22 protein-coding genes and 1 pseudogene are annotated in these 25104 nt (G+C 70.0%); 9 read left to right on the top strand and 14 right to left on the bottom strand.

Annotated features, from left to right (window positions below; translation table 11 throughout):
• Nucleotides 1-791, top strand: a pseudogene (locus M2283_RS49640) (DUF2637 domain-containing protein); the annotation flags it as partial.
• A gap of 80 nt (nt 792-871) precedes the next feature.
• On the opposite strand, the gene lysS reads toward M2283_RS49640, so the two are convergent.
• A complete protein-coding gene (gene lysS, locus M2283_RS49635; RefSeq protein ID WP_280883236.1) occupies nt 872-2611 on the bottom strand; it encodes a lysine--tRNA ligase in 1740 nt (579 codons plus the stop codon).
• 257 nt (nt 2612-2868) lie between these two features.
• Between lysS and argS the strand changes: the two genes are divergently transcribed.
• Complete coding sequence (argS, locus tag M2283_RS49630; RefSeq protein ID WP_280883235.1) at nt 2869-4647, top strand: arginine--tRNA ligase; 1779 nt, start codon at nt 2869-2871, stop codon at nt 4645-4647.
• A gap of 63 nt (nt 4648-4710) precedes the next feature.
• On the opposite strand, the gene M2283_RS49625 is transcribed toward argS, so the two are convergent.
• Nucleotides 4711-6663: a P-loop ATPase, Sll1717 family gene (locus tag M2283_RS49625; RefSeq protein WP_280883237.1), complete on the bottom strand. Its 1953-nt coding sequence runs from the start codon at nt 6661-6663 to the stop codon at nt 4711-4713.
• Nucleotides 6664-7276: 613 nt separating this feature from the next.
• Here M2283_RS49625 and M2283_RS49620 point away from each other — a divergent pair.
• A complete protein-coding gene (locus M2283_RS49620) occupies nt 7277-8083 on the top strand; it encodes a peptidoglycan-binding protein (protein WP_280883234.1) in 807 nt (268 codons plus the stop codon).
• Nucleotides 8080-8919, top strand: a complete 840-nt coding sequence (locus tag M2283_RS49615) for a helix-turn-helix domain-containing protein (protein WP_280883233.1) — start codon at nt 8080-8082, stop codon at nt 8917-8919. Before M2283_RS49620 ends, M2283_RS49615 begins: the two co-directional genes overlap by 4 nt.
• A gap of 33 nt (nt 8920-8952) precedes the next feature.
• Here the strand turns inward: M2283_RS49615 and M2283_RS49610 are convergent, their stop codons facing one another.
• A complete protein-coding gene (locus M2283_RS49610; protein WP_280883232.1) occupies nt 8953-9357 on the bottom strand; it encodes an ATP-binding protein in 405 nt (134 codons plus the stop codon).
• Between the two features lie 112 nt (nt 9358-9469).
• On the opposite strand from M2283_RS49610, the gene M2283_RS49605 reads away from it, so the two are divergent.
• Nucleotides 9470-10297: a helix-turn-helix domain-containing protein gene (locus M2283_RS49605; protein ID WP_280883231.1), complete on the top strand. Its 828-nt coding sequence runs from the start codon at nt 9470-9472 to the stop codon at nt 10295-10297.
• Nucleotides 10294-10482 carry a DUF397 domain-containing protein gene (locus tag M2283_RS49600; RefSeq protein WP_280883230.1) on the top strand — a complete coding sequence of 63 codons (189 nt, stop codon included), beginning with the start codon at nt 10294-10296 and terminating at the stop codon, nt 10480-10482. Before M2283_RS49605 ends, M2283_RS49600 begins: the two co-directional genes overlap by 4 nt.
• On the opposite strand, the gene M2283_RS49595 is transcribed toward M2283_RS49600, so the two are convergent.
• Nucleotides 10457-11269: a class I SAM-dependent methyltransferase gene (locus tag M2283_RS49595; RefSeq protein WP_280883229.1), complete on the bottom strand. Its 813-nt coding sequence runs from the start codon at nt 11267-11269 to the stop codon at nt 10457-10459. The genes M2283_RS49600 and M2283_RS49595 overlap by 26 nt on opposite strands.
• A gap of 57 nt (nt 11270-11326) precedes the next feature.
• On the opposite strand from M2283_RS49595, the gene M2283_RS49590 reads away from it, so the two are divergent.
• Nucleotides 11327-11920, top strand: a complete 594-nt coding sequence (locus M2283_RS49590; RefSeq protein WP_280883228.1) for a TetR/AcrR family transcriptional regulator — start codon at nt 11327-11329, stop codon at nt 11918-11920.
• Nucleotides 11921-12169: 249 nt separating this feature from the next.
• Nucleotides 12170-12919, top strand: coding sequence for a DUF4253 domain-containing protein (locus M2283_RS49585; RefSeq protein WP_280883227.1), 750 nt, complete (start codon nt 12170-12172; stop codon nt 12917-12919).
• Nucleotides 12920-12938: 19 nt separating this feature from the next.
• Here M2283_RS49585 and M2283_RS49580 read toward each other — a convergent pair whose 3' ends face one another.
• The 3 genes from M2283_RS49580 to M2283_RS49570 form a co-directional block, all read right to left on the bottom strand.
• Nucleotides 12939-13793: an arylamine N-acetyltransferase family protein gene (locus M2283_RS49580; protein ID WP_280883226.1), complete on the bottom strand. Its 855-nt coding sequence runs from the start codon at nt 13791-13793 to the stop codon at nt 12939-12941.
• 17 nt (nt 13794-13810) lie between these two features.
• Nucleotides 13811-15712, bottom strand: a complete 1902-nt coding sequence (locus M2283_RS49575; protein WP_280883225.1) for an FHA domain-containing protein — start codon at nt 15710-15712, stop codon at nt 13811-13813.
• 190 nt (nt 15713-15902) lie between these two features.
• The gene (locus M2283_RS49570) at nt 15903-16805 is read right to left on the bottom strand and encodes an SAM-dependent methyltransferase (protein WP_280883224.1); all 903 of its coding nucleotides are present in this window, start codon (nt 16803-16805) and stop codon (nt 15903-15905) included.
• Between the two features lie 333 nt (nt 16806-17138).
• Here M2283_RS49570 and M2283_RS49565 point away from each other — a divergent pair, with 333 nt between their 5' ends.
• Nucleotides 17139-17348 carry a hypothetical protein gene (locus tag M2283_RS49565; protein ID WP_280883223.1) on the top strand — a complete coding sequence of 70 codons (210 nt, stop codon included), beginning with the start codon at nt 17139-17141 and terminating at the stop codon, nt 17346-17348.
• A 7-nt stretch (nt 17349-17355) separates the two neighbouring features.
• On the opposite strand, the gene M2283_RS49560 is transcribed toward M2283_RS49565, so the two are convergent.
• The 7 genes from M2283_RS49560 to M2283_RS49530 all read right to left on the bottom strand — a co-directional run bounded on the left by M2283_RS49560 (nt 17356) and on the right by M2283_RS49530 (nt 25092).
• Nucleotides 17356-17730: a DUF805 domain-containing protein gene (locus tag M2283_RS49560; RefSeq protein WP_280883222.1), complete on the bottom strand. Its 375-nt coding sequence runs from the start codon at nt 17728-17730 to the stop codon at nt 17356-17358.
• A gap of 323 nt (nt 17731-18053) precedes the next feature.
• The gene (gene hemB, locus M2283_RS49555; RefSeq protein WP_280883221.1) at nt 18054-19046 is read right to left on the bottom strand and encodes a porphobilinogen synthase; all 993 of its coding nucleotides are present in this window, start codon (nt 19044-19046) and stop codon (nt 18054-18056) included.
• Between the two features lie 189 nt (nt 19047-19235).
• Nucleotides 19236-20939, bottom strand: coding sequence for a uroporphyrinogen-III synthase (locus M2283_RS49550; protein ID WP_280883220.1), 1704 nt, complete (start codon nt 20937-20939; stop codon nt 19236-19238).
• Nucleotides 20936-21895 (bottom strand): hydroxymethylbilane synthase, encoded by a 960-nt coding sequence (gene hemC / locus M2283_RS49545; protein WP_280883219.1) that lies wholly within the window; start codon nt 21893-21895, stop codon nt 20936-20938. Before hemC ends, M2283_RS49550 begins: the two co-directional genes overlap by 4 nt.
• Nucleotides 21892-23814: a glutamyl-tRNA reductase gene (locus tag M2283_RS49540; protein WP_280883218.1), complete on the bottom strand. Its 1923-nt coding sequence runs from the start codon at nt 23812-23814 to the stop codon at nt 21892-21894. The genes hemC and M2283_RS49540 overlap by 4 nt, the downstream gene beginning before the upstream one ends.
• The gene (locus M2283_RS49535; RefSeq protein ID WP_280883217.1) at nt 23811-24575 is read right to left on the bottom strand and encodes a redox-sensing transcriptional repressor Rex; all 765 of its coding nucleotides are present in this window, start codon (nt 24573-24575) and stop codon (nt 23811-23813) included. Before M2283_RS49535 ends, M2283_RS49540 begins: the two co-directional genes overlap by 4 nt.
• Nucleotides 24576-24810: 235 nt before the next feature.
• The gene (locus tag M2283_RS49530) at nt 24811-25092 is read right to left on the bottom strand and encodes a glutaredoxin family protein (protein ID WP_280883216.1); all 282 of its coding nucleotides are present in this window, start codon (nt 25090-25092) and stop codon (nt 24811-24813) included.
• Nucleotides 25093-25104: the final 12 nt, after the last annotated feature.

Here is a 25104-nt window from a genome sequence, read left to right as displayed (position 1 = left end):
GCCTGGCCCGCTACGGCGTCCCGCTGGCCCAGACCGCGCCCGCCGGTCTCGCCGCCGCCGGCATCGAGCCCGTACTCCTGCCCCCGGCCCCGCAGTTGGAGGCGGCGCCGGAGCCGACGGCACCCGCCGCCGTACAGAACAACCAGGCGCCCGTCCGCGACCAGCTCCCCGCCCCCGAGGCGAACCGGCCCCCCGAGCAGTCGCAGGCCTACGCCGACGGCCCCGCGGCCGAGGAACAGAACCCGTGGCTCCACTCGCGCGACCCGCAGTCCATCGCCTACCAGGGCGGCTACGACCCGAACTTCGACCCGGATGTCGCGGACGCGCAGTGGTACGAGGAACAGCAGCAGGCCGAACAGCTCCAGGCCCAGCAGCAGTTCCAGTCCCAGCAGCAGTTCGAGGAGCAGCAGCGCTTCGAGGAACAGCAGCGGTTCCAGGAGCGGCGGCGCTTCGAGCAGCAGACGATTCCCCAGCAGTACGAGGGCCCGCAGCAGTACGAGGAGCCGCCGGTCCCGGAACCCTCTCCGGAGGACACCGGCACCTTCCCGATCCCGGCAGGACCTGGCCGTACCCGTGAGATGGGTGCGGGCGGCGGCACGGAGCCGGCCGAGGACGACTACTACCTCATCTTCAAGAAGTCGATAGACGGCAGCTACCCCACCGGCGGCCAGTTCCGGGGTGACGTGGAGGCCACGTACGGCATCACGCTCCCGCAGCGCGAGGCCGAGCGCATGGTCAACCGCTTCACCAACCGCCACACGGCGGAACTCCAGGAAGACCACATCGCGTAAGCGGTTCCTCTCTGTTCTTCTACGACGACGGGGCCCCGGTGCTGATCAGCACCGGGGCCCCGTCGTCGTAGCACGAGTTACTACTCCCCGAGCAGGGCCCGCACCCGCTCCTGCCCCACGGCCAGCAGCAGCGTGGGCAGTCGCGGACCCGTGTCGCGGCTGACGAGCAGCTGGTAGAGCAGGGCGAAGAAGGTGCGCTGGGCGGTCTTGATCTCGGCGGGCAGTTCCTTGGGCCCGGCGTCGGCGGAGAAGCCGGCCTGGACCTTGGGCACGCCGTAGACGAGGTGCGACAGGCCGTCCAGCGACCAGTGCGACTCAAGCCCGTCGAGCAGCAGCCGCAGCGACTGCTGGGACGCCTCGTCGAGGGACTTCAGCAGCTCGGCGTCGGGCTCGTCACGCACGATGGTCCGCTGGTCGGCGGGCACGTGCGTGTTGATCCAGGCCTCGGCCTTGTCCAGCCGGGGCCGTACCTCGTCGAGGGCGGACAGCGGGTTGGCCGGGTCCAGCTCGCCGAGGATGCGCAGCGTCTGGTCCTGGTTCCCGGCGGTGATGTCGGCGACGGACGCGAGCGTGCGGTACGGCAACGGCCGGGGCGTGGTGGGCAGTTCACCGCCCGCCGTACGCACCGCTCGGGAGTGCGCGGCGAGGTCGGCGGGCAGCGCGGAGCCGTCCGCCACCTTCCCGTCCAGCTTGTCCCACTCGTCGTAGAGCCGCTGGATCTCCTGGTCGAAGGCGATCTTGAAGGACTGGTTGGGCCGCCGCCGGGCGTAGAGCCAGCGCAGGAGCTGCGGCTCCATGATCTTCAGGGCGTCGCCGGGCGTGGGCACCCCGCCGCGCGACGACGACATCTTCGCCATCCCGGAGATGCCGACGAACGCGTACATCGGCCCGATCGGCTGCTTGCCGCCGAAGATCCCGACGATCTGCCCGCCGACCTGGAACGAGGACCCGGGCGAGGAGTGGTCGACCCCGCTGGGCTCGAAGACGACACCCTCGTAGGCCCAGCGCATCGGCCAGTCGACCTTCCAGACCAGCTTGCCGCGGTTGAACTCGTTGAGCCGGACGGTCTCGGAGAAGCCGCACGAGGTGCAGGTGTAGGTCAGCTCGGTGGTCTCGTCGTCGTACGCGGTGACCGTGGTGAGGTCCTTCTCGCAGTTGCCGCAGTACGGCTTGTACGGGAAGTAGCCGGCGGAACCGGAGGCGCCGTCGTCCTCGCCGGCCGCGCCGGAGCCCTCGGCGGCCTCCAACTCGGCCTCGTCGACCGCCTTCTGGGACTGCTTGGCCGGGGCCTTCTTGGTCCGGTACTGGTCGAGGATCGCGTCGATGTCGCCGCGGTGCTTCATGGCGTGCAGGATCTGCTCGCGGTACACCCCGGAGGTGTACTGCGCGGTCTGGCTGATCCCGTCGAACTCCACGCCCAGCTCGGCCAGCGCCTCGACCATCGCGACCTTGAAGTGCTCGGCCCAGTTCGGGTACGCGGAGCCCTTCGGCGCCGGGACGGAGGTCAGCGGCTTGCCGATGTGCTCGGCCCAGGTCTCGTCGACGCCCGCGATACCGGCCGGCACCTTGCGGTAGCGGTCGTAGTCGTCCCACGAGATGAGGTGCCGGACCTGCCGGCCGCGCCGCCGGATCTCGTCGGCGACGAGGTGCGGGGTCATGACCTCGCGCAGATTGCCGAGGTGGATGGGACCGGAGGGGGAGAGCCCAGAGGCGACGACGACGGGTTTGCCGGGGGCCCGACGCTCCGACTCCTCGATGACCTCATCCGCGAAACGGGAGACCCAGTCGGTGGTCTCGGTGCTCTGAGCCACGATCGGCACGTCCTTCTTTCTGGCACGGGGCAGCCGGTACGGTCGCACGACTGACCGTTCTATTGTCCCAGGCGAGCCCACATCCACGAAAACGCCTTTTGGATGGCGGCGCAGCCGCCTCCAAAGGGGCGCGGGGCTGTATCGATATGCGGCTCCGCCGCGGGGCGCGACCGGCCCCCACCGGGACGCACCCGAAAAACTGGCTTTACCCTCCATGGGATACTGGCCGTGTCTACCAAACCCACGAGGAGAACGGCTCCCACCCCATGACCTCGGTCACGTCGCTCACCGACCTAGTCCACCAGCGCCTCGCGAACGCCCTCTCGGCAACCCTGCCGGAGGCGGACGCGGACCCTCTGCTGCGACGTAGCGACCGGGCGGACTTCCAGGCGAACGGCATCCTGGCACTCGCGAAGAAGGCCAAGGCGAACCCGCGGGAGCTGGCGACGCAGGTCGTGGCCCAGGTGGTCGCCGGTGACGTGATCAAGGACATCGAGGTCTCCGGCCCCGGCTTCCTGAACATCACGATCTCCGACCGGGCGATCACCGAGACCCTGGCGGCGCGCTACGCCGACGACACGGCCCGCCTCGGCGTGCCCCTCGCGGAGCACCCCGGCACGACGGTCATCGACTACGCGCAGCCGAACGTGGCGAAGGAGATGCACGTCGGTCACCTCCGCTCCGCGGTGATCGGTGACGCGGTGGTCCAACTCCTGGAGTTCACGGGCGAGTCGGTGGTCCGGCGGCACCACATCGGCGACTGGGGAACGCAGTTCGGCATGCTGATCCAGTACCTGGACGAGCACCCGGGCGAGCTGGACCACAAGAGCGCCGACGGTGCGGAGATCTCCGGCGAGGAGGCGATGTCGAACCTCGACCGCCTCTACAAGGCCGCGCGCAAACTCTTCGACTCCGACGAGGAGTTCAAGACGCGGGCGCGCCGCAGGGTGGTGGACCTCCAGGCGGGCGACCCGCAGACGCTGGCCGCCTGGCAGAAGTTCGTGGACGAGTCGAAGATCTACTTCTTCTCCGTCTTCGAGAAGCTGGACATGGAGATCCGGGACGCGGACATCGTCGGCGAGTCGGGTTACAACGACATGCTGGACGAGACGTGCCGGCTGCTTGAGGAGTCCGGGGTCGCGGAGATCTCGGACGGCGCGCTGTGCGTGTTCTTCGACGACATCAAGGGCCCGGACGGCAACCGGGTCCCCCTGATCGTCCGCAAGTCCGACGGCGGCTACGGCTACGCGGCGACGGACCTGTCCGCGATCAGGGACAGGGTCTTCAACCTCAAGGCGACCTCGCTCCTCTACGTGGTCGACGTCCGCCAGTCCCTGCACTTCAAGATGGTCTTCGAGACCGCGCGGCGGGCCGGCTGGCTGAACGACGACGTGACGGCGTACCAGTTGGCCTTCGGCACGATCCTCGGCAAGGACGGCAAGCCGTTCAAGACGCGTGAGGGCGTGTCGGTGAAGCTGGAGGACCTCCTCGACGAGGCTGTCCAGCGCGCCACCGCGGTCGTCCGGGACAAGGCCGAGAAGGTGGGCCTGACCGAGCAGGAGATCGTCGACAACGGCCGGTACGTGGGCATCGGCGCGGTGAAGTACGCCGACCTGTCGACGTCCGCCGTACGGGACTACAAGTTCGACCTGGACCAGATGGTGTCGCTCAACGGCGACACGTCGGTGTACCTCCAGTACGCGTACGCCCGTATCCAGTCGATCCTCCGCAAGGCGGGCGAGGCCCGGCCGGTTGCCCACCCGGAGCTCGAACTGGCCCCGGCGGAGCGCGCGTTGGGTCTGCATCTGGACCAGTTCAGCGAGGTGGTCGCGGAGGCGGCCAAGGAGTACGCCCCCCACAAGCTGACGGCGTACCTCTACCAACTGGCCTCCACCCTCACGACGTTCTACGACCAGTGCCACGTACTGTCCCCGGACAACGCGCCGGAGGTCGTCGAGAACCGCCTGTTCCTGGTGGACCTCACGGCCCGCACGCTGCACCGGGGGATGGCGCTGCTGGGCATCAGGACGCCCGAGAAGCTCTGACCCGTGGGCCGGTTCGGCGGGCGGCCCGGTCTGCCCGCCGAACCGGCCCTACGCGGTGTTCCGTCAGGGTCCCGCCGAGCTGCCCGAACTGCCGTAGGACCCGGCCGCCTGGCGCCGCAGTCGCCGTGCCTCCTCCTGCACCCGGCGTACGACATCCCCCGCCCCCGTGGAGTCGTCCATCCCGCCCGCGAGGAGTTGTGCGGCGAGGGTGTCGAAGTAGCGGGCGGTGAGGAGGACGTGGTCCGCCAGGTCGTAGGTCGAACCGGCCCCCGACGGAAGGACGTTGACCTCTCCGAGGACCCGGTTGATCTGCTGGGTGATCTCGTCACGGGCGCCCTGCGCCAGGCTCACCGCTCGGCTGGTCTGGGCGAGGATCGAGTGGCAGGAGCGGCGGAGTTCCTGGACGAGGCGATGGTCGCGGGTGGGCGCGGACGTGAACCCGCCGTCGTTGAAGCCCCCTTGGTTGCCGCCCTGAACGACCCGGCCGACCGCCGCGTCGATCTCGAAGTGCCGTAGGTCGATCGCGCTGGTCGCGCCGAGCGCCGCCCGGAAGCACGGGTGGAGGTGGAACTCCGTCTCGTGGAACTGCGCGGGCAGGTCGTCGCCCCCGGCGAACACCACGTCGTTGCCGCGGCGCACGCCGAGGAAGCCCACCGCGTAGAGGACGTCGACGACACCGTGGACCGTCAACGCGTCGGCGTACGCGGGGAACAGGCGGTGCAGTGACTCGGCCGCCGCCTCGAAACGGGTGCCGAGGACGGTCCGGGTCACGACGTATCCAGTGTTCTGGAAGAGCGGGAAGAGGTGCTTCAGGAAGGGGTGCGCGACCAGGTACTCCAGCGCCAGGTCCTTCAACTTCCAGTCGGAGAACTGCCGCCCGGCCTGTACGACGTCCGCCTCCGTGATCCGGTCCCGGCCGTTGATCAACGAGGCCGTCTCCTGGCAGAGGTTGAGGAACTGGATCGCGTCCCGGGGGCGTGGCAGGCAGCGGCGGAAGAGGTAGGTGGCGGTCTCCTCGCCCTCGACCTCCGCCGGGAACAGGTCTCCCCACAGGATCTCGGGCGTCAACTCCGCCCCGGCTGACGCCCGCGCCCGCGCCAACGCCAGGTCCCGCAGGGCCTGTTCGGTCCAGGCGATCCGCAGTTCGTCGCCGCGGAACTTGTCGCCCTCCCCGAAGTGCAGCGAGTCGTAGATGTCGGCGCGCAGGAACAGCAGGACGCTCACGGCGCGACCGTAGAGGCTCGCCGCGTGCTTCGCTGCCAACAGCAGCCCGATCACCATGGAGTTGCTGTCCGTCTCGGCCGACCAGACCAGTTCGAGTTGGTCGACCATGAGCAGCAGCGGTCCGTGCTCCTCGCCGCCGTCGAGACCACCGGCGTCGAGATCACCGCAGCCGAGGTCGGCGAAGGCCTGCGCCACGCCCTGCTCAACGACGTCCAACTGCCGGGTGGCCTGGGCCCCTTCGGACAGCGGCGACTGCGCGAGATCCAGTCCCGCCTTGAACCCGAACGCCTCCAGGGACAGCGAGGTCTGCAACCCCCTGGCCGCCTGCGCGAGTCGGTCCCCGAACCGCCCGTCCGCCGACTCGCCGTTCTGCTTCAGGAAGCGTGCCAGCGCCTTCACCGAGTCGGGCCGGTACCCGTGCGCGTCCTTCGCGTGGGCCACCAAGTGCCGGGCCGCGTACACGGCGAAGAGGTACCGCCAGATCAGCGCCTTCGCCGAGTCCCCGGGCAGCCCCTGCAACTCGAAGCGCCGGATCTCCTCACCCGCGGTCTCGTCGGGCGGGATCAGTTCGGTCCCGGCGTAGTGGCCGGCGCCGTCCGCCTTGAGCTGCATGCAGATGGCGCTCTTGCCGGACCCCTTGCGCCCGATGATCAGCATCTTGCGCCCGCTGAGCGCACCCCGGTACGCGGCGTTGGGCAGAAACCCGCCGCGCAGCAACAGGCCGTCCGTCACGTCCCGTTCGGCATCCTCGCGCCCGAAATGCAGCTGTGCGAGCAGCGGCCCGTCGGCCATGCCCGTCGCCCGTCCCCGTCGGTCGTCCACACCTCCACGGTAACGGGATCACGGGGGACCACCCTGGCAACGGGAAAACCGCGGGCTGTCCCTCCCCCGTGGGGGACAGCCCGCGGTCGCATCTCGGCCACCACAGCTCACATGCCGTTGGCACAGGCCCCGTTGACCTGTTCCACACCGTCTGGTTCGAGTCGTCGGACGCCTGTGCGAAGGCGGCCCGCGCGGGGAAGCCGGGGGGAGGCTGACGCGGTGCCCTCGATCGCGATACCGGCGACGGCGGTGTGGTTCACAGGGGCCTGGCCACGACATTCGATCGCATGCGTTCCTCTTTCAGGTTGTCGGCCGTCGTGCTGGAACGAGATTGCGGTCCACCGGGGGCACCTCGCCACGAATGGCGCGCAAGTGACGTCTCTGCGGGACGTCACTTCCCCTGACCTGCGAGGACACAGACGTCCGGGACGGCGGGACGGGACGCCGGCGGTCCGTCGCGGACCATGGCCGATTCCCTCCGCGCTCTGCAACCGAATGGGCGTGCGATGAGGTGTCAGTGATGCAGAATGCGACGCGCAGGGACCGGTTGATTCCGGTCCCCGAACGCGAAGTGGGGGGGCACATGTCGCGTTGGAAGGCGCTGCCCGCGGAACTGGACCCGCGGATCCGGCAGTTGGTCGTGCGGTTACGCCGGCTGAAGGACCACAGCGGGCTGAGTGTCCGGCAGTTGGCGGCGCGCACGGAGTACAGCCCGAAGTCCTGGGAGCGGTATCTGGGCGCCCGTTCCCTACCGCCCGCACCGGCCGTCGAGGCACTGGCCAAGATCGCCGGCGACGACCCGGTACGCCTGCTCGCGCTCCGCGAGGTGGCCGCGGAGGCGTGGGAGAACCGCCGAGCGGACCCGGCACACGAGCCCGATCAGCCCGAGTCACCCAAGTCACCGGATTCACCGGACGAGTTGGCGGTCGTGGTGACCCCCAGCCCCGCCCACCCCACAGGCGTCCGTTCCCTGCACATCGCGCTCGTCGCGGGAGCCGTGGCCCTGGTCCTCGCCCTCTCCTCCGCCGTCCTGCTGGCGGTACGGCTGCACGACGACGAGACCACGAAGACCGCCCCGGCCTCCCGCACCGCGCCCACCTCGTCCGCGCCGGCGGCGCAACCGGCGTACACCTGTCGGCTGAAGAAGGACGACGGGCACTGGTTCGCGGGCCTGGGCCGCAGTTGGGACGTCAATCTGGCGTACGGCAATGCCGGCGCGGACGTGGCGGAGGCGCAGTGTCTGTTACGTAGGGCGGGGATCTCGCCCGGGGGCATCGACGGGATCTTCGGCCCGCTCACGCAGCGGGCGGTCAAGGAGTTGCAGAAGCGCGCGGGCCTGGTGGTGGACGGCGTGATCGGACCGCACACCTGGAAGGCCCTGCGCGGATGACCCGACCGCTCTCGCCGGAAGGCGCCCGACTGGCCGCCGCGCTCCGGGAGTTGAGGGAGCGGAGCGGCCTGACGTTGGCGGGCCTCGCCGCGAAGACCACGTACAGCAAGTCGTCCTGGGAGCGGTACCTCAACGGCAAGACCCTGCCGCCGCGTCCGGCGGTGGAGGAACTGTGCCGCCTCACGGGCGAACCGGACGGCCGCTGCATAGCGCTGTGGGAGATAGCGGAGTCGGAGTGGGGCGGCAGGGCCCGCGAGGAGCACCGGCAGCAGCCACCACCAGAAGAACTCCCTCCTCCCCCACCAGCGGAACCTTCACCACGGGAGGAAGCCGACCCGGCGACAACCGGCCACCGGCGAACGGCACTTGCCCTGGCCGTCCTCGCCACCCTGAGCGCCGTGGTCGCGGGAATCGTCACCGTCGCCCTCGTCCTCCTCCCCCGTCAGGGCGAGGAACGGGCCCCCTCCGCCTCCCCGACCGCGATCGTCCCGCTGTGCCACGGTTCCGCGTGCGCGGGCAAGGACCCGATGCACCTGAAGTGCGCCGTCGCGCCCACCACCCTCGCCCAGTACCACACGGCCACCGGCGCCTGGGTGGAAGTGCGCTACAGCAAGGCCTGCGGCACGAGTTGGGCCCGGATGTGGGGCACCCGCCTCGGCGACCGCCTCGAAGTGACCCCGGGCGACGGCGACGCCGAGGTCAAGAACCGCGCGGACACCGACGCGTACGTCTACACGATGATGGCGGTGACCCGCCCCGGAGCGGCCGTCCACGCCTGCTTCGTACCGTCGACGCCGGACGCCCGGACGGAGTGCGTCAACGGGCGGGTGCGGTAGGCAGGCAGGCAAGCAGGCGGGAGAGCCTCCCGCTCAGCCCGCGCACGCGAACTCGCACCACACCACCTTGCCGAGGTCCCGTTCCCCCACGCCCCACTTGTCCGACAGCGTGGCGACGAGGAACAGTCCGCGACCGCCCTCGTCCGGCTCGTCGGCGACCCTCGGAACGCCGGTCCCGCCGTCGTGCACCTCGACGCGGAGCACGTCACCGTCGTACCGCACACGCAGCAGGAAGCCCCGGCCGGGCGGGGCGCCGTGCAGGACGGCGTTGGTGGTCAGTTCACTGACGCACAGCACGAGGTCGTCGGCGCGTGCCCAGTCGGCGAGGCCCCAGTGGATCAGGGACCAGCGCGCGAAGTGCCGGGCGGCGGGGACGGAGCGGCGGTGGCGGGCGTAGAACTGATCACGCTGGTAGGGGAGTTCGGTTGCGGCATTCACGGGATGAATGTCGCGCAGAGTCACTAGCGTAGATCACCGCGTCAACCCGTACAGATTTTTTGTACGGGTTCGTGCGAGGTCGTGTACGAGAACGCAGGGGGAGTTGACCGGCATGAACTCCAGGAAACTTCCGCGGAAGAAGAACCTCTCGGCGATGAAGATGCTCGGCGCACAGGTCGGAGCCGCTCGCCGTGCGGCGGGCCTCACCCAGCGTGAGCTGGCGGTCCTGGTGGGGATCGAAGAGGAGACGATCGCGTCCATCGAACAGGGCCGACGAGCACTCAAGCCGGATCTGGCGGCGCTGCTGGAGGAAATCCTGGACGCGAAGGGCATGTTGGTCGTCGGCCTTGAGAACCTGCCGGAGATCGATCAGTTCCCGATGTTCGCCGAGTTGTACGTGCAGCACGAGCGCGAGGCCATCGCCCTGTCCTGGTACGACACCCTGGTCGTCCCCGGCCTGCTCCAAACCCAGGCATACGCCCGTGCGCTGCTGAGCGGTCGCGTCCCCACGTTCGACCCCGACGAGCTGGAGATGAAGATCGCGGCCCGTCTCGGCCGTCAGGAGATCCTGCACCGCAAGATCCCGCCGACACTCAGCTTCGTCGTCTGGGAACCGGCACTGCTCATGCCGACCGGCGGGCGCGGAACGCACCTCGCCCAACTGCGATTCCTGCGCGAGCAGTCCGAACTCCCCGGTCTGTCCTTGCAGATCCTGCCGCTGAACCGCACCTCGCACGCGGGGGACGCAGGCCCTTTCACCCTCCTGGAGACACCCGACCACCAGCAGCTCGCATACACCGAGTCGCAGCGCGGCAGCCAGTGGGTTTCCGACCTGGATGAGGTGTCCATCCTGACCCGCAAGTATGCGATGCTGCGAACGCAGGCCCTCACGATCGAGGATTCCCAAAGCCTGCTGGGCCGTCTGCTAGGAGAGCAATGAGCACCACACTTCAGTGGTTCAAGTCGACCTACAGCAGCAGCGAGGGCGGCCAATGCCTAGAGGTCGCCACCTCCACCCACGCCATCCACATCCGCGACTCCAAGAACCCGGCGGCCACGGGCCCCACCCTCCAACTCACCCCCGCCGCCTGGGCCGCCTTCACCGCTGACTGCGCCGCACGCTGACCGCCATCGTCGCGTAGGGCATCGCAAACGCACCGCCCCGCACATCGATGGCCGCGCCCACCGCCTCCAGCACCGGCGCGAGCCTCTCCGCCGGGAACCGCGTGAACGCCCCCTGCGTCGGCATGACGTCCAACCACGCGTCCCGCGTATACGTGAACTCCCAGTCGTACCGCCACTGTTCAGGCTCCCCGAACCGCCCACCGGCAGCCCGCACCCCCTCCGCCGCCTTGTCGAGCAGCGGCTGATACGGCTCGGCTGTCTGCTGGGCCATCGCGGCCCGGAAGTCGAACGGCACCTCCGGCAACGCCCGTTCACACGCACTCGCGATGACCTCGGCCAGGTCGGGCGGAATCCGGGCCACGTTCCAGAAGGGCACCAGCAACCCACCCGCCCGCAACACCCGCGCCGCCTTCTCCGCTCCGGCGACGGGATCGACCCAGTGCCAGGCCGTCCCGGCGACGACCGCGTCGAACTCCCGCCCCTCCGGCTCCCATTCCTCGAAGGTGGACACGTCGGTCTCGACCCCGTGCCGCCGCGCGAGGCCGGCCATGCGCGGGTCGGGCTCCACGCCCAGCACGGCGCAACCGGCCGCCTGGAACTGCCGCGCCGCGATCCCGGTACCGCAGCCGACGTCGAGCACGCGCGACCCCGCGCCGGCGATCCGCTCGATCAGGGCGTCGGGATAGCGGGGCCTGGCCCGGTCGTAGCGTTCCGCATCCGTGCCGAAGGACTCCGCGATGTCCCGGCGGTCATGGGGCTGATCCCCTGAAGACGGTAGAGTGGGCATGCGCCCACTATGGGTGGGCACACGCCCACTCGTCAATGCGAGGAAACGGACACCGGTATGCCAACAGGCGTGGCCATGCAGGACCCGCGTCGGCAACTCTTCAACGCCGCCAAGCGGATCCTGGTACGGGACGGGCCGAACGCCCTGACCAGCAGGGCCGTGACGGATCAGGCGGGCTGCGCGAAAGGCGTCCTGCACCGGCACTTCGCCGACTTCGACGCCTTCCTCGCCGAGCTCGTGCTCGACCGCGTCGGACGGCTCGACGCCCTCGCGGACACCCTGCGCGCCGCCGCCGGCACCGGCTCCGTCACCGAGCACCTCACCGGCGTACTGATCGACGTCTTCGACCCGGTCGGTGTCGCGGTCGTGAGCCTCGTGATCTCGCGGGACGAACTCCGCGCCCGGCTGCGCGCGGCCGGCTCGACCGGCATCCCACTCATGGGCGAGGCCTCCGCGCTGCTCGCCGCCTACCTCACCGCCGAACGCGACCTGGGCCGCCTCGCCCCCGACACCGACGTCACCGTCCTCGCCCCCACCCTGCTCGGCGCCGCGCACCTCCTCTTCGCCGACCGGGAGGCGGGACCCCCGGAGCGGGCGGCGGTCCGGCGGACGGTGACGGCGGTCGTCGCGGGCGTGCTGCGGGACGCGTAGGCATCCGCACCTCACACGATTCGGTCAGAACCGAAACCATCGCGACTGCCGCCCGGCGCACGGAGTATGGGCGGAGCGACCGGATTGCCATACGCGGCGAACAGGTCCGGTCGTCACGGGGGAACGGGGGAACACGGCAGACCGGTGCGCGAGCCTTCACGCACCGGTCTGCCGCAGCCGTTGCCCGGTCCCGGCGGCTGATCCCGGTGCCGCGGCCGGTTGTCAGTGGTCGCCTTTAAAGTCGGTGGCATGGCGACACTTCCCAACCCGCTGCCGAGGCTCGCGTCCCTCGGTCTCGCGCTCCCGCCCGGCCGACTGATCGACGAGACAGACGAAGGCCCGTGGCACGAGCCGCTGTTGTGGCTCGCGGACGAGCGGGCGATACCGGGCACCTGGTCCGCACTGCGGCGCACGGCACCGTCGGCCGGCCTGCTCCCGGTCGTCCTCGACTTGGGCGGCGGCCACGGCGGGCCGGAGAAGTGGGAGTTGGCTCCCGACGAGATGTCCTACCCCGGAGACCACGACGCCGACGAGGTGCTGGAGGAGCTCTGGGAGGAGTACACCGAGGAGGGCGACGAGTGGCCCGGCCTCGCCGAACCCCTCACCCCGACCGCCGATCCCGACGAGCGCGCCACCGAGATCGCCGACTCCCTCGCGGACGGCGGGGTGGTTACGGACCCGCACATCGCCCTCGTACCGGCCCGCCGCAGCGCCGACATCCCCGCGGCCATCGGCTGGATGGGCCCCGCCCACCACGAGAGCGACACGGCCCGTCTCTGCGCGGTCCTCCGTTCCTGGGAAGACCGCTTCGGCATACGGCTCGTGGCCCTCGGCTTCGACTCACTCCTCGTGTCCGTGGCGGCCCCGCCCGCCACCCTCGAAGAGGCCGAGGAAGTGGCCGCCGAACACTTCGTCTTCTGCCCGGACGACATCGGCGACCTGGAGACGTACGCCCAGAAGCTGATCGACCGGCCGACCTGGCACTTCTGGTGGGACTGAGCTGAGCCGACCCACCAGGTCAGACCAGCAACGTCATCCCGTCAGGCGCCTCGATCCCGAACTCCTCCTCCAGGACCCGCCGCGCCTCCGCCTCGTCTGCCACCTCCCGCTCGCGCACCTCGCCGTCGGCCCGCGTCTCGGTCAACAGGCTGCCGTGGAGCAGGAGATGGCGGCCAGCGGCGACGCGCTGGACGAAGAGACGCTGGGTGAAGGGCGACCGCGGATTCGTGGCGATGTGCCAGTTGATGACCTCGAAGTCGACGCGCTCGAAGGGCTCCAGGGTGAAGGCGTACTGCGCCAGCCAGGAGCCCCCGTCCTGCTCCCCTTTCTCCCCCTTCTCCCCGGCGTACGCCTCAAGCATCCACAGCTCCAGCGGCCCCCGCTGCGGCAGATGCACGAACCGGTGCCGCCGCCCGGCATCGTGCGACTCCACGCCGACCGCCAGCGGCACCGGCTCCAGCAGCGCGCCGATCGCCCCGAAGCCGACGTCGGCGAGGTACGGCTGCGGGTCGCCCGGCACCTCGACGAGCAGCGTCATGTGGGTGCGCGGCCGGCTCTCGATCCGGTCCGTGCCCACGACAACGCGCGCCGCCAGCCGGGTCACCCCGAAGCCCAGGGCCTCCAGCATTCCGGCGAGCAGCGTGTTGTGCTCGTAGCAGTAGCCGCCGCGCCGGCCGTGCACCAACTTGGCCATCAGATCGGCCGGTTCGAGCGAGGGAGCGGTACGCCGTAGCGCGTCCAGGTTCTCGAACGGGATGCCCCGCATGTGCGCGAGGTGCACACCCCGCAGCGTCGCCAGGTCGGCCCGCCGCTCCCCCTCCCACCCGATGTGCGCGAGGTACTGGTCAAGGTCGAAGGCGCCGCTGTCGGACATGCCCCCACCCTACGAAATCACTGCTGCGTGACCGGCTCCAACGCCTCCACCGCCGCGGCCGCCGCCGAGGAGTCCTGGCCGTAGAAGATGTCGATGTCGACCTCCTCGCCACCCATGGTCAGGGTGTCCCAGGCGCCGCTGAGGACGAGCATGCGCAGCGTCTTGGACTCCAGGGTCTGGAGCCGTTCCAGGATCGCCTCGTCGTCCGGCATGCCGGGCAGGCGCGGGGCGAGCCGGTCGCGGATGGCGCTCATGCGCTCGAACAGCGTCGTGGTGTCCGCCTCGCGGTCCGGCTCCTCGGTGATGCCGTCGATGCCGTGGTCGATGATGTCCTTGATCGCCCAGGTGACGCCCTGGTCGTCGGTGGTGACCATCGCCTTCCAGGCGCGGCTCTTGTGCCGGTACTGGAGCATCGACATCGCGGCCTCGTGCCGTAGGAAGTCGGCGTCCCGGAAGGGCCGCCCGTTCCACGCGCTGTTGAGGGAGCGGGCCAGCGAGACGGCGGACGCCAGACCGCTGTTGAGGCCGCGGCCCGGCCAGAAGTGGATGGAGTTGGCGGCGTCCCCGAGGAGGAAGCCGTAGGTGCCGGGCGAGTTGGTGGTCGGCGGCAGCAACTCCGCGGAGAAACGCGGCCGTTGCACCATGTCGAGGCGGAAACTGGTGACCGCGCTCAGGTCCCCGTCCTCGACGGCGAACAGCCGCAGCCCCTCGTGCACCCGCTTCCACAGGGCCGAGCCCTTGACCAGGGCGGGCAGGAACAGCGTGCCGTGGGTGGAGCACTGGAAGTCGCCGTGCTCGTCGCGGTTCATCAGACACGGCCGGGAGGCGATGCACTCCTCGAAGACCCGGCGGACCGGGTCGATGCCGATGACCTCGGTCAACTCGGTGTCCGTCAGCCGCATGTTGAGGAAGCCCTCGCCGCGCAGCGAGTTGAGCAGGAACCGGTTCTGCGCGACCGTCAGCAGGACCGCCATCGGGTCGGACAGCCCCGACTTCACGCGCAGACCGAGGACGACGTCCCGCAGATGGAAACCGTCGAGGGAGTAGATGGACTCGTCGGCCTTGCCGAACCGCGCCGCGAAGTGGTCCCGGGTGCGCGAGCGCCCGCCGTCGCAGATCGCGAGCACATGCTGGGTGGCGAGGGCCTCCTGCTGTTCCGCCGGGTCGAACCGGGCCGGTATCAGCCGTATGCGGTCCCGCTTCTCGTTGGCCAGCTCCAGCAGCCGGTCCTCGATGTAGGCGATCCGCATGTTGCGCGGGTGGTGGTCGCCGACCGAGTCCGGGCCCGACGGCCACATCTCGGTGTAGTGCTCCGGGACGAAGAGCCGCGCCTGCACCTCTTCCGGCCAGGCGAGGTACTGCCGGCTCTGCACGGTCACCACCTGCTGGCGCCGCACGTTGCCCTCGTCCTGGCTCTTCCACACGACTGTTCGGCCCTGCTTGCGCCACCGGCCCTCGTAGACGGTGACCTGCACCATGGACCCGAGGAAGTGCTCCAGCAGCAGCGCCATGGACAGGCCGACCGGGCCGCCGCCGACGACGGTGACCCGCAGGACGGAACCGTCGTTCTCCTCCGGGTGCGTCACGGCCCGGGGCAGGTTGAGCGCCATGAGGGTCTGCATGGCGTCCGCCACCTCGAAGCGGAACTCCTGGTCGCCGATGGTGATCCCGTCACCGGGCTGCAGCAGCCGGGACTCCACCTCCTCGCCGTTGACCAGCGTGCCGTTGCTGCTGCCGAGGTCCCGCAGCACGTATCCCGTGTCCTGGTCGAAGACGATCTCCGCGTGGAAACGGGAGACACTCAGGCTGGAGATGACCACGGTGTTGCCCGCGTTGCGCCCGAAAGTGACGCGGGTGTCGAGTACCGGGATGCGCTCTCCCGCCAGCAGACCTTCGAGTCCAACGAGCACCGGTGCCACGGCACTTCCTTCCAAGGGTGGATGACATCCATATCGCCGCGGAAACAGCAAAACCCTTCCGGAACGGCGTGTGCAACCCCCTCGCCGACCGCATGGCCTCGCGAGTATATGTTTGCGTGATCAAATACTTCCAACTCAGCGTCACGCAGTACGAACGCGAGGCCCCGCGGGCCGGTTCAACGGCCGCGCCTCAGTCTTTCCGGCCCACCGCTCCGTACACATTGATGTCGTCGTCCGTGACGTCGTTGATGTCCCGGTAGCGGATCTTCTCGATGTCGTCGAGCGACTCGAAGTACTCGGGATCGACGGTCGGCGGAGCGGGTGCGGGGTTCGGGTGCCACTGGTGGACGGGCAGCACACCGGGCTCCTCCAGGGTGATGCCGGGCGTCTCGGTGAAGAACCGCTCGACCTCGTCCTTGGTGCGGAACACGAAGGTGAAACCGCGCTCGGTGTACGTCCGTTGGACCGCCCGCGTCGGCTCGGGGTGCATCTCGTCGGTGAGGTGGCTGATCACCAGGTGGCTCCCGGCCGGCAGCGCCGCCACCAGGTCCCGCACCAGCGGGTAGGCCTGCTCGGCCTCGATGAAGTGCAGGATCGCCACCAGCACGAGGGCGATCGGCTGGTCGAAGTCGAGCGTCTTGGCGGCCTGTTCGAGGATCAGGGCCGGTTCGCGCAGGTCGGCGTCGACATAGTCGGTACGCCCCTCGGGCCCGCTGGTGAGCAGCGCCCGCGCGTGCGTCAGCACCACCGGGTCGTTGTCGACGTACACGACCCGCGCGCCCGGATCGATCCCCTGGGCGATCTGATGGACGTTCTCCCCGGTGGGCAGACCGGTGCCGATGTCCAGAAACTGCCGTACGCCCCGCTCCTCGACCAGGTGGGTCACCGCGCGCCGCAGGAAGTCGCGGTTGTGCCGTACGTCGAGGTAGCCACGCGGGTTGGCGGCGAGCGCGGCGGCCGCGGCGGCGCGGTCCACCTCGTAGTTGTCCTTGCCGCCCAGGAAGACGTCGTAGACGCGGGCCGAGTGCGCCTTCGTGGTGTCGATCCTCCTTCTCAGCTCCGCGGGATCCTGACTGAGGGCGTCACCGGACATGAGAGTCTCCAGTTGTCCAAACACATTCGACGGACGAGTAGCGGTCAACAACCTAACTCCACCCGGCACTTGATGGTGCCCAGCGGGCGCCCGCACAGCGCCCGGACAGCACCGGACAGCGCTCGGCACCGGATTCCACCGTCTCCCGCGTCCCGTACCGCACCGCCGGGACACGACGTCCCCGCAGGTCAGCACCCGTCCCGCCGCTCGGGCGTCCCGAGTTGCCCGTGGATCATGGCGCCGGGGGCCGGTCACCGCGCAGTCTGGAGTTCCCCCCAGCCGACTCCCCCCGGCTGGGGGCTCGACCCCACCGCCCAGGAGGCCCGTACCGTCATGTCCGTCCGAGCCCACCGCGCCCGCCGCCGCGCCGCCACCGCCCTCGTACTCACGGCGCTCACCGCGCTCACGCTGACGGGCTGCCGGGACGGCGAGGGCATCCGGGACGAGGGGCCGGCCAAGTCCCGGTCGGCCGAGCAGCCTTCGGCAGGACAGCACACGCAAGAGACCGCCCGGTCGATGAACCGGACGGCCTCTGGGCACTGAGCGAGGATCAGACGGCGGCGTACGTCAGCGCGTCTTCCTTCGGGTTCGGGCCGTACTGGTTGGGGCCCGGGGTGCTGTCCGAGCACGCGAAGACCAGCAGGGTGATGGCACCGGCGATCGGCACGATCCCGAACAGCAGCCACCAGCCGGAGCGGCCGGTGTCGTGCAGCCGGCGCACGCCGACGGCCAGGCTGGGGATCAGGACGCCGAGGTAGAAGGCGCCCGCGAGGCCCAGCAGGGCCGTCTGCTTGGACGCCAGCGCGATGACGAGCAGCACGATGTAGATGATCCCGACGAACAGCGCGAAGTTCCAGTACTCCTTGCGGCGCGCGCGCCCGCTGAACACCGCGTACTTCTTCAGCGCCTCGATGAACCAACTCATTGCGTCCCCCTGGGATCGACGTCCGTGCCGTCCGAAATGGATCAGGCCAGGCGCAGAAGGTATGGAGCGCGTTGACTTCACGTCAATTCGGTTGATCGGCGCGGCGGGAGAGGCCGGACAGGGGGCGCAACCCACCCAACCCCCACTTTGGTTGGCCGATTTCAGGACAGATCCATCAACAGTCCCGACCCCGACCCCGGCCGGACATCCACCGGCTTCCGGCCCGAGTTCGGCCCGTGTCCCAACCGAGCACATACCGTTGCCGGTTGGTCACCGATCCGAAGCCGGGACGATCTCGATCCGTTGCAGAACATCCGCCCCGCTCAACGCAGTTTCCGTGCCACCTCGGTCGCCCAGTACGTGAGGATGTTCTGCGCACCGGCCCGCTTGATGCCGGTCAGGGCCTCCAGGATGGCCCGGTCGCGATCGATCCAGCCCTTCTCGGCGGCGGCCTCGATCATCGAGTACTCACCGGAGATCTGGTACGCGGCCACCGGCACGTCCACCGAGTCCGCGACCCGCGCGAGGATGTCGAGGTAGGGCCCGGCCGGCTTCACCATCACCATGTCGGCCCCCTCCGCCAGGTCCAGGGCCAACTCCCGCATCGACTCACGCGCGTTGGCGGGATCCTGCTGATACGTCTTCCGGTCACCCTTGAGCGACGACCCGACGGCTTCCCGGAAGGGCCCGAAAAAGGCGGAAGCGTACTTCACGGTGTAGGCGAGGATGGCGACATCCTCCCGCCCGATCTGATCGAGCGCGTCCCGGACGACCCCGATCTGCCCGTCCATCATCCCGCTCGGGCCCACCACATGAGCCCCGGCATCAGCCTGCACCTGAGCCATCTCGGCATACCGCTCAAGGGTGGCGTCGTTGTCGACGCGCCCCTCGGCGTCCAGCACCCCGCAATGCCCGTGATCGGTGGTCTCGTCGAGACAGAGATCGGACATCACCAACAACTCATCGCCGACCTCGGCGCGCACATCCCGCAGAGCAACCTGCAGAATCCCGTCCGGATCGGTCCCGGGAGTCCCGAGGGCGTCCTTCTTGCTCTCCTCCGGCACCCCGAACAGCATGATCCCGGAGATCCCGGCCTCAACGGCCTCCGCCGCGGCCTTCTTCAGACTGTCCCGCGTGTGCTGCACGACCCCGGGCATGGCCCCGATCGGCACGGGCTCACCAATGCCCTCACGCACGAACGCCGGAAGAATGAAGTCCGCCGGATGCAACCGCGTCTCCGCGACCATGCGGCGCATGACGGGCGTAGTACGCAACCGCCGAGGACGGCTGCCGGGAAAAGAACCGTACTTCGTCATAACACCTACGCTACGCCCGACTCAGGGGCCTCTTTGCCGACGCCAAGTCGGTCCAGTCCAGGCCACCCCAGCCGTCGGCACGGCGCAGGCCGCAAAATCCAGCCCGTCCGGCGTTTGAGGACGAGGCCCCTTCAGGGCCGAAGCGGGGTGTGGGGGCGCAGCCCCCACGGACGCCCGCCCCCACTCACCTCAAGTCGTCCGACGACGCCTGGCCCCGGGCCGCCGCTCACTGGGCCGGGTAACAGGATCCCCGGCCTCCAAGGCGGCAGCCCTCCGCCGCAGCCCGAACTCGGCCAGAGCCTCAGCCAACTTGTGCACGGACGGCTCAGGAGCCATCACATCCACCCGCAGCCCATGCTCCTCGGCAGTCTTCGCGGTAGCCGGCCCAATACAAGCGATCACCGTCACGTTGTGCGGCTTACCGGCAATACCCACCAGATTCCGCACAGTGGACGAGGACGTGAAGAGAACGGCGTCGAAGCCACCCCCCTTGATCGCCTCCCGAGTCTCCGCCGGCGGCGGCGACGCCCGCACGGTCCGATACGCGGTCACGTCATCCACCTCCCACCCAAGCTCGATAAGCCCGGCGACAAGCGTCTCGGTGGCGATATCGGCACGCGGCAGAAAGACACGGTCGATCGGGTCGAAGACCGGGTCATAAGGCGGCCAGTCCTCCAACAACCCGGCCGCGGACTGCTCCCCACTGGGAACCAGATCCGGCTTCACACCAAAGGCGACAAGGGCCTTGGCCGTCTGTTCCCCCACCGCGGCGACCTTGATCCCCGCGAAGGCACGGGCATCGAGCCCGTACTCCTCGAACTTCTCCCGCACCGCCTTCACCGCGTTGACCGAGGTGAACGCGATCCACTCGTAGCGCCCGGTGACGAGCCCCTTCACGGCCCGCTCCATCTGCTGCGGCGTCCGCGGCGGCTCGACGGCGATCGTCGGCACCTCGTAGGGCACGGCCCCGTAGGACCTCAACTGGTCGGAGAGCGAAGCCGCCTGCTCCTTCGTCCGCGGCACGAGCACCTTCCAGCCGAACATCGGCTTGGACTCGAACCACGACAACTGGTCGCGCTGCGCGGCGGCGGACCGCTCACCGACCACGGCTATCACCGGCCGGCCGCCTTCCGGCGAGGGCAGCGCCTTGGCCTGCTTCAGCGTCAGCGCGATCGTGCCGAGGGTGGCGGTCCAGGTCCGCTGACGAGTGGTCGTGCCGGCGATCGTGACCGTCATCGGGGTGTCCGGCTTGCGGCCTGCGGACACCAGTTCGCCGGCCGCGGCGCCGACGGAGTCGAGCGTCGTCGACACGACCACCGTCCCGTCGGAGGCACCCACCTCCGTCCAGCACCGGTCGGAGGCGCTGCGGGCGTCCACGAACCGGACGTCCGCGCCCTCGGCGTCGCGCAGCGGAACACCGGCGTACGCGGGTACGCCGACGGCCGTCGCGACACCCGGCACGACCTCGAAGGGAACACCGGCCGCGGCGCAGGCGAGCATTTCGGCGGCGGCGTACGTATCAAGTCCGGGGTCCCCGGACACCGCACGCACGACCCGCCTGCCGCCCCGCGCGGCCTCCATGACAAGATGTGCGGCATCCCGTACCGCGGGGACCCCAGCGGTTGTTGACGCACTGTCAACAACCGTGAGCTGAGGCGTGCCCGTGCCCGGCGACGGGTCCGACGAAGGACCCCCGTCCGTGTGCACTTCGGCCACGCCTTGCCTGGCATGCGTGCGTACCACGGCCAGCACTTCGTGCTCGGCCACCAGGACGTCCGCGTGCGTCAGCGCCTCTACGGCGCGCAGAGTCAGCAGTCCCGGATCCCCGGGTCCGGCACCCAGGAAGGTGACGTGCCCGTGTTCCGGACCGGCGGGAAGAGTGGTGGGGCTCACTTGGCTTGCTCCCCCATCAGACCGGCCGCGCCCTGGGCGAGCATCTCGGCGGCGAGTTCGCGACCGAGCGCCAGTGCTTGGTCATGCGTCTCGGGCACGGGACCGGTGGTGGACAGCTGCACCGTACGCGAACCGTCGGTCGTGCCGACTATCCCGCGCAGGCGCATTTCCTTGACAATCTGCCCGTCGGCCAGCAGGTCGGCCAGCGCACCCACAGGTGCGCTGCAGCCGGCCTCCAGGGCGGCGAGCAGTGACCGTTCGGCGGTCACGGCGACCCGGGTGAACGGGTCGTCGAGCTCACCGAGCGTCGCGACGAGGTCCGCGTTGTCCGCGGCACACTCGATCGCCAGTGCTCCCTGGCCGGGAGCGGGCAAAACCGTGTCTATCGAGAGGAAGTCGGTCGCCTCGTCGATGCGGCCGATCCGGGTGAGCCCGGCGGCGGCCAGTACGACGGCATCGAGCTCGCCGTCGTGGACGTATCCGATCCGCGTGTCCACGTTCCCGCGGACCGGCACGGTGTCGATGTCCAGTCCGTGGCTGCGCGCGTACGCGTTGAGCTGCGCCATGCGACGCGGCGAACCGGTCCCGATGCGCGCCCCGCGGGGCAGGTCGGTGAACTTCAGCGCGTCCCGGGCGACGAGCACGTCACGCGGGTCCTCGCGCTCGGGTACGGCGGCCAGGACCAGGTCCGCGGGCTGCGCGGTCGGCAGGTCCTTGAGCGAGTGAACGGCGAAGTCGACCTCGCCGCGCAGCAGCGCGTCCCGCAGGGCGGTCACGAAGACTCCCGTGCCGCCGATCTGCGCGAGGTGCTCGCGGGAGGTGTCGCCGTAGGTCGTGATCTCTACGAGCTCCACGGGCCGTCCGGTCACCTGGCTCACGGCGTCCGCAACCTGCCCGGACTGGGCCAGGGCGAGTCTGCTTCGCCTGGTCCCGAGCCTCAGTGCCTTGTCAGTCATGCTGGCCCTCGGTTCTTGCTGTACTGGGGGTCGTCGTCGGCGCCTTCGTCGGCGCGCTCGGCGCGGGAGACGGAGGCCACCGTCTCCTGGTCGAGGTCGAACAGGGTGCGCAGCGCGTCCGCGTATCCGGCGCCGCCGGGCTCGGCCGCGAGCTGCTTGACCCGCACGGTCGGCGCGTGCAGCAGCTTGTCGACGACGCGTTTCACGGTCTGCGTGATCTCGGCGCGGTGCTTGTCGTCCAGGCTGGGCAGCCGGCCCTCAAGGCGCGCGATCTCGCCCGCGACCACATCGGCGGCCATGGTGCGCAGGGCGACCACGGTCGGCGTGATGTGCGCGGCCCGCAGCGCGGCGCCGAACGCCTCGACCTCGTCGGAGACGATCCGGCGCACCTCGTCGACGTCGGCGGCCATCGGCGCGTCCGCGGAGGCCTCGGCGAGCGACTCGATGTCGACCAGACGCACCCCGGCCAGCCGGTGCGCGCCCGCGTCGATGTCACGGGGCATCGCGAGGTCGAGAAGGAAGAGGACGGGCGCGGGCCGCGGCGGCTCGACGACCGGTTCGGGCTTACGGCGCTCAGGGATCCGTCCGACCAGCGCCGCCGTGGCCGCGAGCGCCGCGATGGCGTCGGCGTCCTCGGCGGGGTCGAGTACGAGTCCCTGCGGACCGGAGGCGGAGGTCTGCGGCCGAGGCGCGTTGTCCACCCAGGCCGCGTGCTGCTCCAGCTCGGCGGCACCCATGCCGACCACGGCGGCTTCCCCGAGCACGGAGAACCCGGCGGTCGCCGGCACGGCGGGCAGATCGAGCGGACAACCGTCCTCGGCACCGAGGCTGGTGGGCGGAAGTTCGTGGGTGGCGGAGGCACCGGACGAGCCGGTCTCGCCGGAGGCGGCCGGCAGGCCGGTCGCCGGGGAGGATACGGACGGGGCGCTCACGGCGGACGCGGCCGACACGGCCGTACCCCCGGAGCCGGCACCCGCAGTGCGGCCGGCGGACGACAATCCACCGTCCGTCGCACCCGGCGCATCGGCGGCCGGCACCCCGTCGACGCCGAAAGGCAGCCCCGCGCCCGGCGCGGCCACCCGCCCCGCCACCGCCTCGGCGACCGTCTCCGTCAGCAGGACCAGGCCCGTCGCCCCCGTGCAGGAGACCGCGACGTCGGCACGTGTCAGCTCGTACGGCACCGAGTCCATCGGTACCGCGCGGGCCAGCACGTCCAGGTCGGGGGCCTCGGTGAGGATCTGCGCGAGGCGCTGCGCGCGGTCGGCGGTGCGGTTGGCGATCACGATCTCGGCGACCCCGGCGCGCGCGAGTGTCGCCGCGGCCAGCGAGGACATCGAGCCCGCGCCGATCACCAGGGCCCGTTTACCGCGGGCCCAGTCCTGTACGTCGCCGCCGGCGGCCAGTTGCTCCAGGCCGAAGGTGACCAGGGACTGGCCCGCACGGTCGATGCCGGTCTCGGAGTGGGCGCGCTTGCCGACCCGCAGGGCCTGCTGGAAGAGGTCGTTGAGCAGGCGGCCCGCGGTGTGCAGGTCCTGCGCCTTGGCCAGCGAGTCCTTCATCTGGCCGAGGATCTGGCCCTCGCCGACGACCATCGAGTCCAGGCCGCAGGCCACCGAGAACAGGTGGTGGACGGCCCGGTCCTCGTAGTGGACGTAGAGATAAGGAGTGAGCTCCTCCAGGCCGACCCCGCTGTGCTGGGCCAGCAGCGTGGACAGCTCGGCGACCCCCGCGTGGAACTTGTCCACGTCGGCGTACAGCTCGATGCGGTTACAGGTGGCGAGAACCGCGGCCTCGGTGGCCGGCTCGGCGGCGACGGTGTCCTGCAGCAGCTTCATCTGGGCGTCGGCGTGCAGCGTGGCCCGCTCCAGGACGCTGACCGGCGCGCTGCGATGACTCAGCCCGACGACGAGGAGACTCATGCCGGCATCACGGCGGGGACGTCCCCGTCGGGCCCCTGCTTCGCGGACTCCTTGCCGCGGGTGGCGGCGGTCGGTCCGGTGCCCTCGGCCGCGCGCTCCTCGCCGGCCTTGCGCTGCTCGTGGAAGGCGAGGATCTGCAGCTCGATGGAGAGGTCGACCTTGCGCACGTCGACGCCGTCCGGGACGGTCAGCACCGTCGGCGCGAAGTTCAGGATGGAGGTGACCCCGGCGGCCACGAGCCGGTCGCACACCGGCTGGGCGGCACCGGCGGGGGTGGCGATCACCCCGATGGACACGCCGTTGTCCTCGATGATCTTTTCCAGCTCGTCCGCGTGCTGCACCGGAATGCCCGCGACGGGCTTGCCGGCCATCGCCGGATCGGCGTCGATCAGCGCGGCGACCCGGAACCCGCGGGAGGCGAAACCGCCGTAGTTGGCGAGGGCGGCACCGAGATTTCCGATGCCGACGATCACTACCGGCCAGTCCTGGGTGAGGCCCAGTTCGCGGGAGATCTGGTAGACGAGATACTCGACGTCGTAGCCGACACCGCGCGTTCCGTAGGAGCCCAGGTACGAGAAATCCTTGCGCAGCTTCGCGGAGTTGACCCCCGCGGCGGCCGCCAGCTCCTCGGAGGAGACCGTGGGTACCGAGCGCTCCGACAGTGCGGTCAGCGCTCGAAGGTACAGCGGAAGCCTGGCGACGGTGGCCTCGGGAATCCCTCGGCTTCGGGTCGCCGGTCGGTGAGTTCGGCCAGTTGCCACGGTGCTCCTGCGGGTAGAGCGGGGCTGTAGGCGGTCACACGAACCCAGACCGCCCCGTCGAAAGCAGGCTATGTCTTTGTGAACGCGTGCACAAAGATGGTGTCCGATTTGCCCGGCCAACGTGACCGGCGTCACGCGCTTCTCTCTTGGAGGCAAAACAGCACACGCTCCTCGCTAATCCCGCCCCCAAGACCCGTTCGCCGTCGATCCTAAGCGACTTCACGGGGCCTTTGGACTACTCGGTCAGTGCCTTGCGCAAACGTTCCTCGTTCACCCGCCAGAACGTGTGCTGCGCGCCGTCGATCAGGACGACCGGAATCTGCTCCCAGTACTGGTCGTGCAGCTCCGGATCCCGCTCGATGTCCTTCGCCTCCCAGGGCACGCCGAGTTCGCCGCAGACCTTCTCGACCACCAGCTGTGCGTCATCACACAAATGACAGCCCGGCTTGCGGACAAGCGTGACGAAACGGTCGCCGGGATCGGCCTTGCGCCGGAAGAGGGGACTCATGTCGGCCATTGTGACCCCTCT

It is taken from the genome of Streptomyces pseudovenezuelae, assembly GCF_029892565.1.
Taxonomy (GTDB): Bacteria; Actinomycetota; Actinomycetes; order Streptomycetales; family Streptomycetaceae; genus Streptomyces; species Streptomyces pseudovenezuelae_A.
The sequence above is the reverse complement of the archived record's forward strand: the minus strand, read 5'-3'. Positions and strand labels throughout refer to the sequence as shown.

What these genes read in the sequence shown, in the direction of transcription:
- M2283_RS49605 (WP_280883231.1), top strand. Translation starts at nt 9,470, where the DNA reads ATGAACTCCAGGAAACTTCCGCGGAAGAAGAACCTCTCGGCGATGAAG.
- M2283_RS49600 (WP_280883230.1), top strand. Translation starts at nt 10,294, where the DNA reads ATGAGCACCACACTTCAGTGGTTCAAGTCGACCTACAGCAGCAGCGAG.
- M2283_RS49585 (WP_280883227.1), top strand. Translation starts at nt 12,170, where the DNA reads ATGGCGACACTTCCCAACCCGCTGCCGAGGCTCGCGTCCCTCGGTCTC.
- argS (WP_280883235.1), top strand. Translation starts at nt 2,869, where the DNA reads ATGACCTCGGTCACGTCGCTCACCGACCTAGTCCACCAGCGCCTCGCG.
- hemB (WP_280883221.1), bottom strand. Translation starts at nt 19,046, where the DNA reads ATGACGAAGTACGGTTCTTTTCCCGGCAGCCGTCCTCGGCGGTTGCGT.
- M2283_RS49615 (WP_280883233.1), top strand. Translation starts at nt 8,080, where the DNA reads ATGACCCGACCGCTCTCGCCGGAAGGCGCCCGACTGGCCGCCGCGCTC.
- M2283_RS49625 (WP_280883237.1), bottom strand. Translation starts at nt 6,663, where the DNA reads ATGGCCGACGGGCCGCTGCTCGCACAGCTGCATTTCGGGCGCGAGGAT.
- M2283_RS49580 (WP_280883226.1), bottom strand. Translation starts at nt 13,793, where the DNA reads ATGTCCGACAGCGGCGCCTTCGACCTTGACCAGTACCTCGCGCACATC.
- M2283_RS49595 (WP_280883229.1), bottom strand. Translation starts at nt 11,269, where the DNA reads ATGCCCACTCTACCGTCTTCAGGGGATCAGCCCCATGACCGCCGGGAC.
- M2283_RS49590 (WP_280883228.1), top strand. Translation starts at nt 11,327, where the DNA reads ATGCCAACAGGCGTGGCCATGCAGGACCCGCGTCGGCAACTCTTCAAC.
- M2283_RS49540 (WP_280883218.1), bottom strand. Translation starts at nt 23,814, where the DNA reads ATGAGTCTCCTCGTCGTCGGGCTGAGTCATCGCAGCGCGCCGGTCAGC.
- M2283_RS49560 (WP_280883222.1), bottom strand. Translation starts at nt 17,730, where the DNA reads ATGAGTTGGTTCATCGAGGCGCTGAAGAAGTACGCGGTGTTCAGCGGG.
- M2283_RS49565 (WP_280883223.1), top strand. Translation starts at nt 17,139, where the DNA reads ATGTCCGTCCGAGCCCACCGCGCCCGCCGCCGCGCCGCCACCGCCCTC.
- M2283_RS49620 (WP_280883234.1), top strand. Translation starts at nt 7,277, where the DNA reads ATGTCGCGTTGGAAGGCGCTGCCCGCGGAACTGGACCCGCGGATCCGG.
- M2283_RS49570 (WP_280883224.1), bottom strand. Translation starts at nt 16,805, where the DNA reads ATGTCCGGTGACGCCCTCAGTCAGGATCCCGCGGAGCTGAGAAGGAGG.
- hemC (WP_280883219.1), bottom strand. Translation starts at nt 21,895, where the DNA reads ATGACTGACAAGGCACTGAGGCTCGGGACCAGGCGAAGCAGACTCGCC.
- M2283_RS49530 (WP_280883216.1), bottom strand. Translation starts at nt 25,092, where the DNA reads ATGGCCGACATGAGTCCCCTCTTCCGGCGCAAGGCCGATCCCGGCGAC.